At 73.6% G+C, this 17,331-nt stretch carries 2 protein-coding genes; both read left to right on the forward strand.

Translation table 11 applies throughout. The features are described 5' to 3' along the window. Nucleotides 1–135: 135 nt before the first annotated feature. A complete protein-coding gene (locus LO762_RS05895; protein WP_230613173.1) occupies nt 136–9,651 on the forward strand; it encodes a non-ribosomal peptide synthetase in 9,516 nt (3,171 codons plus the stop codon). Next, nucleotides 9,648–17,324: a non-ribosomal peptide synthetase gene (locus tag LO762_RS05900; RefSeq protein WP_230613174.1), complete on the forward strand. Its 7,677-nt coding sequence runs from the start codon at nt 9,648–9,650 to the stop codon at nt 17,322–17,324. The genes LO762_RS05895 and LO762_RS05900 overlap by 4 nt, the downstream gene beginning before the upstream one ends. Nucleotides 17,325–17,331 lie beyond the last annotated feature (7 nt).

Consider the following 17,331-nt stretch of genomic DNA (forward strand, 5'->3'; position numbering starts at 1 on the left):
CAGCCGGCGGGCAAAAGACGGCTAACGGACGGGTGGGTGGGACGTTGCGGGAAAGGGGCCGGCACCCGGTTTTCTGATTGGTAATTCTTCGCGCTCGAACCACCCAACCTCCCGCACCCGCGAAAGCCATTCTTCATGTCGTCTTCAGAGTTCCTCCCCCTGTCCGCGGCACAGCAGTCGGTCTGGTATGCGCAGCAACTCTCACCGGAAACTCCGATCTGTATCGCGCAGTACATCGAGATTGCGGGAGACTTCGATCCGGAACTGTTCGGGGAGACCGTCAGGATCGGCGCGCACGAGGGCGAGGCGCTCTGGTTCCGGCTGGTCGAGAAGGACGGAATTCCGCACCAGACGCTCGACGCGGCGCCGACCGCGCTGCCCCTTCTGGACTTCAGCGGCGAATCCGACCCGCGTGCCGCCGCCGCCGCGTGGATCGAGCGCGAGGCGCACAGCCCCATCGACCTGACGGGCGGTGAACTGTACGTCAGCCGGGTGCTGCGGCTGGCCCCCGATCTGCACTGGTGGTTCATGCGGGGCCACCACATCATGATCGACGGCTACTCGGGCGCGTTCCTCAACCGGCGCGGCTCGGAGGTGTACGCGGCGCTCGCGCGCGGCGAGGAGTACGTGCCGCAGCGGCACGGCGACTACCGCGCCCTGCTGCGTGAGGAGGAGGAGTACCGCGCGTCGGAACGGTTCGAGGCCGACCGCGCCTACTGGACGGACCGGTTCGCCGACCGTCCCGACGTGGTGAGCCTCAGCGAGCGCACCGCCGCCCCCACCGACCGCTACCTCCGCAGGACGGTCATGCTGGGCGAGGCCGAGACCCGCGAGGTGGCCGAGGGCGCGCGCCGCCTGCGCACCGCCACCCCGGGCCTGGCGATCGCCGCGACGGCCGCGCTGGTCGCCAAGACGACCGGCAGCGAGGACGTCATCCTGGGCATCGCCGTCTCCGGCCGGGTGACGCGGCTGGCCCGCGAGACGCCCACGCACATGGCGTCGATCCTGCCGCTGCGCGTCACCGTGAAACCGGACATGACGATCGAGGAGCTGACCCGGCAGGCCGCCCGCGCCACCGCCCGGCTGCTGCGCCACCAGCGCTACCGGCGCGAGGACCTCGTGCGCGACCTCAAGCTCGTGGGACGCCGCATCCACGGCCCGGTCGTCAACATCATGCCGTACGACTACACGGCCGACTGGGGCGGGCTGCGCGCCACCCAGCACCCGCTGAGCAACGGCCCGGTCGAGGACCTCGCCATCGCGATCTTCGACGCGGCCGACGGCAGGGGCGCCAGGATCGACTTCGACGCGCACCCCGAGCTGTACACCGAGGACGAGGTAGCCGCCCACCAGGCCCGCTACCTGCGCCTGCTCAAGGCGATGGCGTCGGTGGACCCGTCCACCCGGATCGGCTCCCTCGACCTGCTGGACGAGGAAGAGCGCGACCTCGTCCTGAACCGCTGGAACGACACCGGCCTCGACGTCGCCGCGACGACGGTGCCCGAGCTGTTCCGCGCCCAGGTCGCCCGGACCCCGCACGCGACGGCCGTCAGCGACGCGGCCTCCTCGCTCACCTACCGCGCGCTGGACGACCTGTCGGACCGCCTGGCCCGCAGGCTGCGCGCGGACGGCGCGGGCCCCGGCTCGGTCGTGGCGATCTCGCTGCCGCGCACCGCAGACCTCGCCGTCGCCGCCCTCGCGGTGCTGAAGGCGGGCGCCGCCTACCTGCCGATCGACCCCGCCTACCCGGCCGACCGGATCGCGTTCATGCTGGCCGACGCGCGGCCCGCCGCCGTCATCGCGGAGAGCGCCGCGCACCTGCCCGACGACACCGTGACCACCGATCCGCGCGCGGGCCTGGACGGCGCGGACATCTCCACGCCCGCGCCCAGCCCCCTGGACGCCGCCTACGTCATCTACACGTCCGGGTCGACGGGCAGGCCGAAGGGCGTTGTCGTCACGCACGCCAACGCGGTGGACTTCTGCGCCTGGGCGGCCCGTGACTTCGGGCCGGAGCGGCTGCGGCACGTGCTGTGGTCCACCTCGCTGAACTTCGACGTCTCGGTGTTCGAGTGGCTGGCGCCGCTCACCGTCGGCGGCCGGGTCGAGGTCGTCCGCGACCTCCTGGAGCTGGCCGAGCGCGGCGGCTGGCGCGGCTCACTGCTCAGCGGGGTGCCGTCGGCGATGGCCGCGGTGCTCTCCCAGGGCGAACTGGACCTGGCGGCGGGCGACGTGGTGCTGGCGGGCGAGGCGCTGCCCCCGCAACTCGTGCGACGGCTGCGCGACCTCATGCCGAAGGCGCGGATCTCCAACATCTACGGGCCGACCGAGGCGACCGTCTACACCGTCGGCTGGTACGACGACGGCAACCCCGAGGGCGTCGCGCCGATCGGCCGTCCGCTGGCCAACACCCGCGCCTACATCCTGGACTCGGGCCTGAAGCCGGTGCCTGTCGGCGTGCCCGGCGAGCTGTACCTCGCGGGCGCGGGCCTGGCGCGCGGCTACCTGGACCGGCCCGCTCTGACGGCCGAGAGGTTCGTCGCCTGCCCGTTCGGCGACGGCGAGCGCATGTACCGGACGGGCGACCTCGCCCGCTGGAACGCGGCAGGGGAGATCGAGTACCTGGGCAGGCTCGACCACCAGGTGAAGGTCCGCGGGTTCCGGATCGAGCTGGGCGAGATCGAGGCGGCGCTGGCCGCCCACCCGGAGGTCGCCCAGGCCGTCGTGGTGGCTCGGGAGGACGGCGGCACCACCCGGATCGTCGGTTATGTCGTGCCGGTGCCGGGCGCCGCCCTGGACACCGGACGGATCCGCAGGTTCGTCGCCGGACGGCTGCCGGAGTACATGGTCCCGGCCGCGATCCTCGCCGTCGCCGCGCTGCCGCTCAACCCGAACGGCAAGCTGGAGCGGGCGGCGCTGCCCGCGCCCGACTTCACCGCGCCCGCGCGGGAGAGCCGCGCCCCGCGCGACCGCACCGAGGAACTGCTGTGCGGCGTGTTCCGCGAGGTGCTGGGCGTCCGCGAGGTCGGCATCGACGACAGCTTCTTCGAACTCGGCGGCGACTCGCTGCTCGCGACCCGCGCCGTCGCCCGCATCCGCACCGCGACCCGCTCGGAGCTGTCGATCCGCGCGATGTTCCACGCGCCGACCGTCGCCGAGCTGGCCGCGCTGCTGCGGCGCGGCGAGACCGAGGCGGCCGAGCGGCCCCCGCTGACCGCCGTGGCGGAGCGGCCCGAGCTGGTGCCCGTCTCCTACGCCCAGCAGCGGCTGTGGTTCCTCGCGCAGCTCGAAGGGCCGTCGGCGACCTACAACATGCCGATCCCGCTGCGGCTCACCGGCGCGCTCGACCTCGCCGCCGTGCGCGCGGCGCTGCGCGACGTGGCGGCGCGGCACGAGTCGCTGCGCACCGTCTTCACCGAGGTCGGCGGCGAACCGTTCCAACGGGTGCTGCCCGTCGGCGAGGTGCCGCTGAGCGTCGTGGAGGCCGACGCGGACGAGCTGCCGGGCCTGCTCTACATGGACGCCACGCGCGGCTTCGACCTGGCCACGCGGACCCCGCTGCGCGCGCACGTCTACCGGCTCGGCCCGGACGAGCATGTGCTGCTCCTCGTCATGCACCACATCGCGGGCGACGGCTGGTCGCTCGCGCCGCTGGCCCGCGACGTCATCACGGCCTACGGGTCGCGCGCGGCGGGCCTGGCCCCGGCGTGGGCGCCGCTGCCCGTCCAGTACGGCGACTACGCGCTCTGGCAGCGCGCGCTGTTCGGCGCCGAGGACGACGCCGAGAGCCTGATCTCGCGGCAGATCCGGTTCTGGACCCGCGAGCTGGCCGGGCTGCCCGACCAGCTCGCCCTTCCGGCCGACCGGCCGCGCCCCGAGCGCGCCTCCTACCGGGGCGGCCGCGCCTCCTTCGCCGTCTCGGCCGACACGCTCGCGGGCCTGCAGGAGTTGGCGCTTTCGGCGCACGGCAGCCTCTTCATGGTGCTCCAGGCGGCTCTCGCCGGGTTGCTCACCCGCCTGGGCGCGGGCACCGATGTCCCGCTCGGCTCGCCCATCGCGGGCCGCACCGAGGAGGCTTTGGACGACCTGGTCGGCGTGTTCGTCAACACGCTCGTGCTGCGCACCGACACGTCCGGCGACCCGACGTTCCTGGAGCTGCTCGACCGGGTCCGCGACACCGACCTGGCCGCCTACGCGCACCAGGAGCTGCCGTTCGAGCGGCTGGTCGAGGTGCTGAACCCGGCCCGGTCGCTGTCCCGGCACCCGCTGTTCCAGGTGATGCTCACCCTCCAGAACAACCCGCCCGCGCGGGTCGAGCTGGACGGCATGACCGTCGAGATCGAGGACGTGGACCCGGGCGTCGCCAAGTTCGACCTCGAGTTCCTGCTGGAGGACGCGCCCGAAGGCGGCCTCACCGGCGTCCTGGAGTACGCGCGCGACCTGTTCGACGCCGACACCGCCGCCGACCTCGGCCGCTGGTTCACCGAGGTGCTCGACGCCGTCGTCGCCGACCCGTCGGCCCGGATCGGCGCGCTGCACCTGCCCGAGGTGGACAACAGGCTGCTCCGCACGCCCGCGCCCGCCCCCGAGGCCCGCCCGGCCGCCGCGCAGGACAGGCGGCTCGTCGCCTACGTGGTGCCCGCGCCCGGCCAGACCATCAGCTCCGAGGAGCTGCGCGCGTTCGTCGCCGAGCACCTGCCGAAGGCCATGGTCCCGGCCGCGATCATGGTGATGCACGAGCTGCCGCTGACGCCCAACGGCAAGGTGGACACCAAGAACCTGCCCAAGCCCGAGCTGACCCCCGGACAGGCCGCCTACCGGGCGCCGTCCAACGAGCGCGAGCGGGTGCTGTGCGAGATCGTCGGCGAGCTGCTCGGCGTCACCGACGTCGGCGTGGACGACGACTTCTTCGCGCTCGGCGGCAACTCGCTGCTCGCCATGCGGGTCGTCGCGCGGGCGCGTGTCGCGTTCGGCGTCGAACTCGCGGTGCGCGCGCTGTTCGAGGACCCGAACGTGGCGGCGCTCGCCGGGCACGTCGAGCGGGCCGCCCCGGCGCGGGCCGCGCTCGTCCCGGCCGCGCGGCCCGCCGCGATCCCGCTGTCGTACGCGCAGCAGCGGCTGTGGTTCCTCAACAAGTTCGAGGGCCCCTCGGCCACCTACAACATGCCGCTCGCGCTGCGGCTCACCGGCCGGATCGACGCGGCCGCGCTGCAGGACGCGCTGACGGACGTGGTCGAGCGGCACGAGTCGCTGCGCACGATCTTCCCCGACTCCGGGGGCACACCGCGCCAGCAGATCCTTCCGGCGTCCGTCGCCCGGCCGCAACTGGAGGCCGTCCGGACGACCGAGGCGGCGCTCCCGGCCGAGCTGGGCCGGATCGCGGGCTACCCGTTCGACATCTCCGCCGAACCGCCGCTGCGCGCGCACCTGCTGAGCCTCTCGGACGAGCTGCACGTCGCCGTCCTCAACACGCACCACGTCGCGACCGACGGCTGGTCGCTCGCGCCGCTGGCCAGGGACGTCATCACCGCGTACGCCGCGCGGGCGGCGGGCGCGGCGCCGCAGTGGGCGCCGCTGCCCGTCCAGTACGCGGACTACACGCTGTGGCACCAGGCGCTGCTCGGCGCCGAGGACGACCCGGCGAGCCTGCTGTCGCGGCAGCTCGCCTACTGGGCGGACGCCCTCGCGGGGCTGCCCGACCAGCTCGACCTTCCGGCCGACCGGCCGCGCCCGGACGAGGCCAGCTACCGGGGCGGCACGGTCAGGTTCACGCTGTCCGCCGACGTCCAGCGCGGGATCACCGAACTCGCCGCGCGGACCCAGACGTCGCCGTTCATGGTCGCGCAGGCCGCTTACGCGGTGCTGCTTTCGCGGCTCGGCGGCGGCGAGGACATCCCGCTCGGCTCGCCCATCGCGGGACGTACCGACGAGGCGCTGGACGACCTCGTCGGCATGTTCGTGAACATGCTCGTGCTGCGCACCGACGTGTCCGGCGACCCGACGTTCCGGGAGCTCGTCGGCCGCGTTCGGGAAACCGACCTGGCCGCCTACGCGCACCAGGACGTCCCGTTCGAGCGGCTCGTCGAGGTGCTGAACCCGGCCCGGCACATGGGCCGCCACCCGCTGTTCCAGCACGGCCTCACCTTCCAGAACAACCCCGAGGCGCGGCTTGAGCTGGAGGGGTTCACCGCGCGGCCGGAGCCGCTGCACGCCGCCGTCTCGCGGTTCGACACGCTACTCATGCTCACCGAGAGGTTCGGCGCGGACGGCGCGCCCGCCGGGCTGGACGGCGAACTCGAGTACGCGCTCGACCTGTACGACCCGGCCACGGCACGCACCCTTGTCGCCCGCTTCGAACGCCTGCTGACGGGCCTGCTGGACGCGCCCGACGCGCCCGTGGGCGAAGCGCCGCTCCTCGCCGACGAGGAACGGGCGCTCCTGGAGACGTGGGCGGGCGGCACCGTCACGCCGACCGAGGGCGACGTCATCCACGCGGTGTTCGAGCGGCGCGCGGCCGAGCGGCCGGACGCGCCCGCTCTGACGTTCGAGGACACGACGCTCACCTACGGGGAGCTGAACACGCGCGCCAACCGGCTGGCCCGGCACCTCATCAAGAAGGGCGCGGCGCCGGAGCGGTTCGTGGCGCTGCGGCTGCCCCGCTCGCTCGACCTCGTCGTCGCGGTGCTCGCGGTGCTGAAGACGGGCGCGGCCTACGTGCCGATCGACCCGGACTACCCGGAAGAGCGCATCGCCTACACGCTCGCCGACTCCGCGCCCGTCTTCACCGTGGACGAGGAGTTGTTGGCGGCGGCCGACCTTACGGGTTACGCGGACACTGACCCCTCGGTTGAGATGTCTCCGGACCACCCGGCTTATGTGATCTACACGTCGGGTTCGACGGGTCGGCCCAAGGGTGTTGTGGTGCCGCATCGCAACGCCGTCCGGTTGATGACGTCCACGGAGCAGTGGTTCGGGTTCGGGCCTGAGGACGTGTGGACTCTGTTCCACTCCTACGCGTTCGACTTCTCGGTGTGGGAGCTGTGGGGGCCGCTGCTGTACGGCGGCCGCCTCGTCGTCGTCCCGTTCGCGGTGACGCGCTCGCCCGAGGAGTTCCTCGACCTGCTGGCCCGCGAGCGGGTCACCGTGCTCAACCAGACGCCGTCCGCGTTCTACCAGCTCATGGCCGTGGACGACGGCCGTGACCTCGCCCTGCGTCACGTCGTGTTCGGCGGTGAGGCCCTGGAGCTGAAGCGGCTCGCCGACTGGTACGCGCACGGCCGCGACACCGTCCTGGTGAACATGTACGGCATCACCGAGACGACGGTGCATGTCTCCTACATCGCGCTTGACCCGGCATACTGCGCGACGGCCCCCGGCTCCGTCATCGGCGTCGGCATCCCCGACCTGCGCGTCCACGTGCTGGACGGACGGCTGCGGCCGGTGCCGCCCGGCGTCGTCGGCGAGCTGTACGTCGCGGGCGCGGGCCTCGCGCGCGGCTACCACGGACGGCCCGACCTTTCGGCGTCCCGGTTCGTCGCCGACCCGTTCGGTGAGCCCGGCGCCCGCATGTACCGGACCGGCGACCTCGCCCGCTGGCGCACCGACGGCGACCTCGAATACCTGGGCCGCGCCGACGACCAGGTGAAGATCCGCGGGTTCCGCATCGAACTCGGCGAGATCGAGGCCGTGCTGGCCGCCCACCCCGAGATCCGCGACGTCGCCGTCGTCGTCCGCGAGGACAGGCCCGGCGACAAGCGCCTCGTCGCCTACGTCGTGGGCGACGTGGAGCCCGCCGACGTCCGGGAGTTCGCCGGACGCGACCTGCCCGCCCACATGGTGCCCGCCGCCGTCGTTGTGCTGGACGTGCTGCCGCTCACCGGCAACGGCAAGCTGGACCGCCGCGCGCTGCCCGCGCCGGTCGTCCAGGTCGGCGAGGGACGCGCCCCGGCCTCCGAGCGCGAGGAGGTCTTCGCGGACCTGTTCGCCGAGGTGCTGGGCCTGCCCGAGCGGCCCGGCGCCGACGACGGGTTCTTCGACCTGGGCGGCGACTCGATCATCGCGATCCAGCTCGTCTCGCGGGCCCGGCAGTCCGGCCTGGCGATCACCCCGCGCGAGGTGTTCCAGCACCAGACCGTCTCCGCGCTCGCCGCCCTCGCCCGCGACGCGGCGCGGGACACCGCCGTCGAGGCCGAGCCGGAGGGCGCGGGCGTCGGGCCCGTCCCGGTGACGCCGATCGTCGCGTGGCTGCGCGAGCGCGGCGGCCGGATGGAGGGCTTCCACCAGGCGTTCGCGCTGCGGGTGCCCGGCGGACTCGGCGAGGCCAACCTCGTCAGGGCGCTTCAGGCCGTGCTGGACAGGCACGACATGCTCAGGCTGCGCCTCGAAGGCTGGCAACCGGTTGTGCGGCCCGTGGGCGCCGTCCAGGCCGACACGCTGGTGCGCCGGGTGGAGGTCGCCGACGGGGACTTCCAGAAGGCGATCGACGTGGAGGTGCCGCGCGCCGCCGCCGAACTCGACCCGGCGGCGGGCGAGACGGTCCGGCTGCTCTGGCTGGACGCCGGACCCGCCTCGCAGGGCCGTCTTGTGCTCGTGCTGCACCACCTCGTGGTGGACGGCGTGTCGTGGCGCATCCTCATGCCGGACCTCGTCGCCGCGTGGGGCGCCGTCGCGGTCGGGAACACACCCGAGCTGGAGCCGGTGCCGACGTCGTTCCGGCGCTGGGCGCAGAAGCTCACCGCCGAGGCCGCCGACCCGAAGCGGGCCGCCGAACTCGACACCTGGTTCGACTTGGCCGAGGGCACCAATCCGAAGCTCGCCGCGCGCGCGCTCGACCCGGCCGTGGACACCGCCGCCACCGTCCGGCGCCTTGACCTCACCCTGGACGCCGCGACCACCGAGGCCGTCCTCACCGACGTGCCCGCCGCCTACCACGGGCGGGTGAACGACGTCCTGCTGACGGCGCTCGCCTTGGCCGTCGCGCAGTGGCGGTCGGGACGCGGCGGCAGGGGCACCGGCGTCCTGGTGGACCTCGAAGGCCACGGGCGTGAGGAGATCGTCGAAGGCGTCGACCTCTCTCGCACCGTCGGATGGTTCACCACCCTGTACCCCGTCCGGCTCGACCCGGGCCAGGCCGCCTGGCAGGAGATCACCTCCGGCGGGGCGGCTGCGGGCCAGGCGCTCAAGCGCGTCAAGGAGCAGCTCCGGCAGGTGCCCGACAACGGCATTGGCTACGGCCTGCTCAGGTACCTCAACGAGGAGACCGGCGAGGAGCTGGCCGACCTGCCGCACGCGCAGATCGCGTTCAACTACCTGGGCCGGGTCGCCGCCGACGAGGGCGACTTCAGCCCCGCGCCCGAGCCGCTCCCGCCCGGCGAGGACCCGGCGCTGCCCGCCGCGCACCTGCTGGAGATCAACGCGATCACCCACGACCGGCCGGGCGGCCCCGAGCTGACCGTCACCTGGTCGTGGCCCGGCGCGCTGCTCACCGAGCCCGAGGTGGCCGCGCTCGGCGAGGCGTGGTTCGCGGCGCTGCGCGGGCTCGTCACGCACGCCCGCGCGGCGGGCGCGGGCGGCTTCACCAGCTCGGACCTGCTGGTGGACCTCGACCAGTCCGAGATCGACACGCTTCAGGCGGCTTGGAGGAACAAGTGAGCACGGGCCGGGATCTGGAAGACATCCTTCCGCTGTCCCCGTTGCAGCAGGGCTTCTTCTTCCACGCCAAGTACGACGACCAGGACGTGTACACCGCGCAGCTCGTCCTGGACATGGAAGGGCCGCTGGACGTCGCCGCGCTGCGCCGGGCCGCCGAGACGCTGCTGCGGCGGCACGGCAACCTGCGGGCCGCGTTCACCGACGAGGGGGTGAGCCGCCCGGTCCAGCTCGTCCCGCGCGAGGTCGCGTTGCCGTGGGAGGAGATGGAGCTGGACGACGAGGAGGCGCGCGCCCTCGTCCTCGCCGAGCGGACCCGTAGGTTCGACCTGATGGAACCGCCCCTGCTGCGGTTCGTCCTGGTGAAGCTGGAGGGCGACCGGCACAAGCTGGTGTTCACCAACCACCACATCCTCCTGGACGGCTGGTCCACGCCGGTCCTGGCGACCGAGCTGTTCGCGCTGTACCTCGCGGGCGGCGACGAGGGACTGCCCCGGCCCACCCCGTACAAGAACTACCTGCGCTGGCTGGCCGGGCAGGACCGCAAGGCGGCCGAGGCCGCCTGGCAGGACGCGCTTTCCGGGCTTGAGGACGCCACGCTCGTCGCGCCGCACGCGGCCGACCTGCCGCCGGTCGTGCCGCACCGGGCGCTGCTGGAGCTGGACGAGGCCGTCAGCCGGAAGCTGACGCGGGCCGCGCGCCGCCACGGCGTCACCGTCAACACCCTGCTCCAGGCCGCCTGGGGCGTCGTTGTGGGCGCGCTGACGGGCCGTGCCGACGTGGTGTTCGGCGCGGCGGTCTCGGGCCGTCCGGCCGACCTGCCGGGCGTCGAGCAGATGATCGGCCTGTTCATCAACACGCTGCCGATCCGGGTCCGGCTGAACCCCTCCGACACGCTCGCGGAGGTGTTGGAGCGGCTCCAGGAGGAGCAGACCGACCTGCTTCCGCACCACCACCTGGGCCTCACCGACATCCAGCGCGCCACCGGCCACGGCGTCCTGTTCGACACGATGACGGTGCTGGAGAACTACCCCTTCGACCCCGCCACGATGGACGGGACGCTGGGAGGGCTACGCCTCACCGGCTTCGACTCCTACGACGCCACACACTTCCCGCTCTCGTTCGTCATCATCCCCGGCGACAGGCTCTCGCTGCGGCTGCACTACCGGCCCGACCTGTTCACGCCCGAGGCCGCCGAGACGCTCCTCGGCCGCGTCCGGCGCTTCCTGGACGCCGTCCTGGCGGACGCCGACCAGCCGCTCGCCGCGCTCGACCTGCTCTCCGACGACGAGCACGCCGCCCTCGCCAAGCGGCAGGGCCCCACCGGCGAGCTCTCGGCCGCCTCCGTCGTGGACCTCCTGCGCGCGCGTGCTTCCGCCGACCCGGACGCGACGGCCCTCGTCGCCGCCGACGCGACGCTCACCTACGCCGAACTCGACGCCGCCGCCAACCGGATCGCGCACACGCTGCTCTCGTCCGGCGTGAAGGCGGGCGACAGGGTGGCGCTCCGCCTACCGCGCGGCGCCGCCCACGTGACGGCGATCTTCGGCGTGCTCAAGACCGGCGCGTCCTACGTGCCGGTGGACCCCGAGTACCCCGACGACCGCATCGCGCACATGCTGGCCGACTCCGCGCCCGCGCTCGTCATCACCCACGACTGGCCCGGCCTCACCTCCGACGCGCCCGCCCACGACCCCGCCGTCACGATCGACCCGGCGCAGCCCGCCTACACGATCTACACGTCCGGCTCGTCCGGGCTGCCCAAGGGCGTCGTCGTCCCGCACCGGGGCCTGGTCAACTACTTCGACGGGCACGCCCCCGCGTTCTGGGAGCCGGTCGTCGCGCGCGCGGGCCGCCGCGTCCGCTTCGCGCACACCGCGTCGTTCTCCTTCGACACCTCGTGGCACGGCCTGCTGCTCATGCTGTTCGGCCAGGAACTCCACGTCCTGGACGACACCGCGCGCCGCGACGGCGCCGCCCTGGTCGGCTACGTGCGCGAGCACAAGATCGACCTGGTGAACACCACGCCGTCGCACTTCCAGACGCTGCGCGAGCTGGGCGTGCTGGAGGCGGGCGTCTCCACCGTGCTGCTGGGCGGCGAGGCCGTCTCGCCGGGCCTGTGGGACGAGCTGGCGGCCCTGCCCGGCCTGGAGGCGCACAACTTCTACGGGCCGACCGAGGCGAGCGTCGACTTTTTCAACGGGCCGCTCACCGCCGGGGCCCGCCCCAACATCGGCACCGCGTTCCGGGGCAGCCGCCCGTACGTCTTGGACGGCGCGCTGCGGCGCGTCCCGGACGGGGTGCCGGGCGAGCTGTACGTCGCGGGCCCGATGCTCGCGCACGGCTACCTCGACCGGCCGGGACTGACCGCCGAGAGGTTCGTCGCCTGCCCGTTCGGCGAGCCCGGCGCGCGCATGTACCGGACCGGCGACCTCGTGCGCTGGCTGCCCGACGGCACCCTGGAGTACCTGGGCCGCGCCGACGACCAGGTGAAGATCCGCGGCTACCGGATCGAGCTGGGCGAGGTCGAGGCGACCCTGGAGCGGCACCCCCACGTCACGCGGGCGGCCGTCGTGGTGCGCGAGGACAGGCCGGGCGACCGGAGGCTCGTCGCCTACGCCGTCGTGGAGGAGGGCGTCACGGCCCGCGACCTGCGCGCGTTCGTGGCGGGCGCGCTGCCCGAGTACATGGTGCCGGTCGTGGTGCTCCTGCCCGACCTGCCGCTCACCCCCAACGGCAAACTCGACCGCAGGGCGCTGCCCGCGCCCGACCTCGGCCTGGGCGGCGGACGCGGCCCGCGCACCCCGCAGGAGGAGATCCTCGCCGGGGTCTTCGCCGAGATCCTCGGCGTCGGGCGGGTCGGCGTCGACGACTCGTTCTTCGACCTGGGCGGCGACTCGCTCACCGCGACCCGGCTGATCAGCCGCGTCCGCACCGTGCTGGGCGTCGAGCTGCCCATCCGCGCGCTCTTTGAGGCGCCGACCGTCGCGGCCCTCGCGGTGCGCGTCGCGGACGCCGAAGGCAGCGCCAGGCCCGCGCTGGCCCGCCGCGAGCGCCCGGCCACCCTGCCGCTCTCCTACGCGCAGCAGCGGCTGTGGTTCCTCGGCCGCTTCGACGGGCCGACCGCCACGTTCAACATGCCGGTGCCGCTGCGGCTGCGCGGCCCGCTCGACCTCGCCGCCCTGCGCGCGGCGCTCGCCGACGTCGTCGGACGGCACGAGGCGCTGCGCACCGTCTTCCCGGACGCGTCCGGGACGCCCCGTCAGCTCGTCCTGGAGACCTCGGCGGCGCTCCCGCGCGTCTCGGTGACCGAGACGTCCGAAGCGGGTCTCCCCGGCGCGCTGGCGGCCGTCGCGGGGGAGGGGTTCGACCTGTCGGTCGAGCCGCCGTTCCGGGTCGCGCTGCTGCGGCTCGGCGAGGACGACCACGTGCTTCTGCTCGTGCTGCACCACATCGCGGGCGACGGCTGGTCGATGGCACCGCTCGCGCGCGACGTCGTCACCGCCTACGACGCGCGCCGCAAGGGCGAGTCCCCGGCCTGGACGGCGCTGCCCGTCCAGTACGCCGACTACGCGCTCTGGCAGCGGGAGCTGCTCGGCTCCGACGAGGACCCGGCGAGCCTGCTCGCCCAGCAGACGGAGTTCTGGAAGACGGCTCTTGAGGGGCTGCCCGACCAGTTGGAGCTGCCCGCCGACCGGCCCCGGCCCGCCCAGGCCAGCCAGCGCGGCGCGACCCTCCCGTTCGCCGTCGACGCCGCCGTGCACCGCGCGCTGCTCGACCTCGCGCGGGAGAGCGGCGCGAGCCTCTTTATGGTCGTGCAGGCCGCTTACGCCGCGCTGCTCACGCGGCTCGGCGCGGGCACCGACATCCCCGTCGGCTCGCCCATCGCCGGACGTACCGACGAGGCGCTGGACGACCTCGTCGGCATGTTCGTGAACATGCTCGTGCTGCGCACCGACACCTCCGGCGACCCGACCTTCCGGGAACTCGTCGCCCGCGTCAGGGAAGCCGACCTGGCCGCCTACGCCCACCAGGACGTGCCTTTTGAGCACCTGGTGGAGGTGCTCTCCCCGGCCCGCCACCTCGGCCGCCACCCGCTGTTCCAGGTGTGCCTGTCGTTCCAGAACAACCCCGAGGCGCGCGCCGAACTCGACGGCCTCACCGTGGAGGCGCTCGACCTGGGCGTCGGGACCGCCAAGTACGACCTGTCGCTGTACCTGGAGGAGCACCACTCGTCCGACGGCTCCCCGGCGGGCCTGTCGGCGGGCCTTGAGTACGCGCTCGACCTGTTCGACCCGGCGACCGCCCGCGACCTCGCCGACCGGCTCACCCGGTTCCTGGCCGCCGTCACCGCCGCGCCGGACGCGCCGATCAGCGCCGCCGACGTGCTCGCCGAGGCCGAGCGGGAGACGATCCTCACGCGCTGGTCCGCAGGGCTGGCGTCCGCCTCCGAGGCGCTGCCCGAACCGCCCTCCGGCGACGACCTCATCCACGCGGCCTTCGAGCGGCGGGCGGCGCTCGCCCCCGACGCACCGGCCGTCACCTGTGAAGGCACGACGCTCACCTACGGGGAGCTGAACGCGCGCGCCAACCGGCTCGCCAGGCACCTCATCGAGAGGGGGGCGGGGCCGGAGAAGTTCGTGGCGCTCGCGCTGCCCCGCTCGCTCGACCTTGTGGTCGGTGTCCTGGGTGTGCTGAAGACGGGTGCGGCTTACGTGCCTGTGGACCCGGACTACCCGGCGGACCGGATCGCCTACATCGTCGAGGACGCGGCACCCGTCCTGACGGTCGATGCGGCGCTGCTCGCGGACGTTGACCTTACGGGGTACTCAGAGGAGAACCCCTCGGTCGGGATGTCTCCGGACCACCCGGCTTATGTGATCTACACGTCGGGTTCGACGGGTCGGCCCAAGGGTGTTGTGGTGCCGCACCGCAATGCGGTGCGGTTGATGACGTCCACGGAGCAGTGGTTCGGGTTCGGGCCCGACGACGTGTGGACTCTGTTCCACTCCTACGCGTTCGACTTCTCGGTGTGGGAGCTGTGGGGGCCGCTGCTGTACGGCGGCCGCCTCGTTGTGGTGCCCTACGCCGTCTCCCGGTCGCCCGAGGACTTCCTCACCCTCCTCGCCGAAGAGGGCGTGACCGTCCTCAACCAGACGCCGTCGGCGTTCTACCAGCTCATGGCCGCCGACGCGGCACGGCCCGGCACACCCCTGCGGCTCCGGTACGTGGTCTTCGGCGGCGAGGCGCTCGAACTCGGTCGCCTTGAGGACTGGTACTCCCGGCACGCCGACGACGCGCCCGTCCTGGTGAACATGTACGGCATCACCGAGACGACGGTGCACGTCTCCTATGTCGCCCTGGACGCCGCGTACTGCGCGACGGCCTCCGGCTCCGTCATCGGCGTGCCCATCCCCGACCTGCGCGCCTACGTCCTGGACGACCGGCTCCAGCCCGTCGCGCCCGGCGTTGTGGGCGAGCTGTACGTCTCCGGCGCGGGGCTGGCGCGCGGCTACCACGGACGGCCTGACCTGTCGGCCTCCCGGTTCGTCGCGGACCCGTTCGGCGCGCCCGGCTCCCGCATGTACCGGACCGGCGACCTTGGCCGCTGGCGGCGCGACGGCTCCCTGGAGTACCTGGGCCGCGCCGACCAGCAGGTCCAACTGCGCGGGTTCCGGATCGAACTCGGCGAGATCGAGGCGGCCCTGGTCCGCCACCCGGACGTCGCCGACGCCGCTGTGATCGTCCGAGAGGACCGGCCGGGCGACAAACGGCTCGTGGCCTACGTCGTCGGCGGCGAGGTCGAGAGCGGCGAGCTGCGCCGCTTCGTGAACCGTGACCTGCCCGACTACATGGTCCCGGCCGCCGTCGTCAGGCTGGCCGCGCTGCCGCTCACCGGCAACGGCAAGCTCGACCGCAAGGCGTTGCCCGCGCCCGACTTCGCCGCCAACGTCACCGGACGGGCCCCGCGCGACGCCGCCGAGGAGGTGCTCGCCGGGCTGTTCGCCGAGGTGCTCGGCCTGGCGCGGGTCGGCATCGACGACGGGTTCTTCGACCTGGGCGGCGACTCGATCATCGCGATCCAGCTCGTCGCGCGGGCCCGCCAGTCCGGGCTTGTGGTGACGCCGCGCGAGGTGTTCCAGCACCAGACCGTCGCGGAACTCGCCGCTGTCGCGCGGCCCGCCGACGAGGACGCGGTGGAGGCCGAGCCGGAGGGCACCGCCCTGGGCGCGGTGCCTCCGACGCCGATCTTCCGCTGGTTCGAGGAGCTGCGAGGCCCGACCGCGTCCTACAGCCAGCGCATGCTGCTGCGCGTCCCGGCGCACCTGGACGTCACCGCCCTGACGGCCGCCTACCAGGCCGTCCTGGACCACCACGACATCCTCCGGCTGCGCGTCACGGACGGCGTGTACGAGGTACGGGAGAAGGGCTCCCGTACCGCGCGCGTTGAGGTCGTGGACATCGCGGGCCTGGATGGCGAAGCGCTTGAAGCCGTCCTGGGGCGGACCGCCTGGGAGGCGCGTGAGGCGCTCGACCCGGCGACGGGCGAGGTGACCCGCCTGCACCTGCTGGACGCGGGCGAGGCTTCCGGGCTGCTTCTGTTCACCGCCCATCACCTCGTCGTGGACGGCGTCTCCTGGCGCATCCTGCTGCCGGACCTCGTCACCGCGTTGGGCGGGGCCCCGCTCCAGCCGGTCGGCACGTCGTTCCGCAGGTGGGCGCAGCGGCTCACCGCCGAGGCGTCCGAGCCCCGGCGGGCCGCCGAACTGGGCTTCTGGTCCGAGGTCGTCCACACACCCGACCCGGCGCTCGGCTCCCGGCCGCTCGACCCTGCCCGCGACACCTTCGCGACGGCGGGGCACCTGACCGTCACGCTGCGGGCGGAGGTCACCGAGCCGATCCTCTCGACCGTCCCGGCCGTCTTCCACGGACGCGTCAACGACGTGCTGCTGACGGGCCTCGCCCTCGCCGTCGCCGAGTGGCGCGAACGGCGCGGCAAGGGCGGCGGGTCCGCCGTGCTCGTCGACCTCGAAGGGCACGGCCGCGAGGAGATCGTGCCGGGCGTCGACCTGTCCCGGACATCCGGCTGGTTCACCTCCATCCACCCCGTCCGGCTCGACGCGGGACGCCAGGCGTGGGCCGAGGTGCGCGCCGCCGGGCCCGAGGTCGGCACCGCGCTCAAGCGGGTCAAGGAGCAGCTACGCGAGGCCCCCGACAACGGCGTCGGCTACGGCCTGCTGCGCTATTTGAACGCCGAGACCGGCGCGGCGCTCGCCGACGCGAAGGCCCCGCAGCTCGCGTTCAACTACCTGGGCCGCTCGGCGGGCGGCGCGGACACCGACTGGTCCCCGGCCCCGGCGGCGCTCAGCGCGGCGCTGGGCGGCGGACACGACACGTCCCTGGCCCTGCCGCACGCCCTTGAGGTCAACTGCCACACGGAGGACTCGGCGGCCGGGCCGAGGCTGTCCGCGACGTGGTCGTGGGCGTCCGGGCTGCTCACCGAGGCCGAGGTCGCCGAACTCGCCGACCTGTGGTTCGCCGCCCTGGAGGCGCTCGCCGGGCACGCGGCCGCCGACGGCGCGGGCGGCTTCACCCCGTCCGACATCGAACTCGTCGCCGTCAGCCAGGACGAGCTCGACGAGTTCGCCGCCGAGTTCGAGGACTTCGACCTGTGACGATACG

It is taken from the genome of Actinocorallia sp. API 0066, assembly GCF_020991275.1.
Lineage (GTDB): Bacteria > Actinomycetota > Actinomycetes > Streptosporangiales > Streptosporangiaceae > Actinocorallia.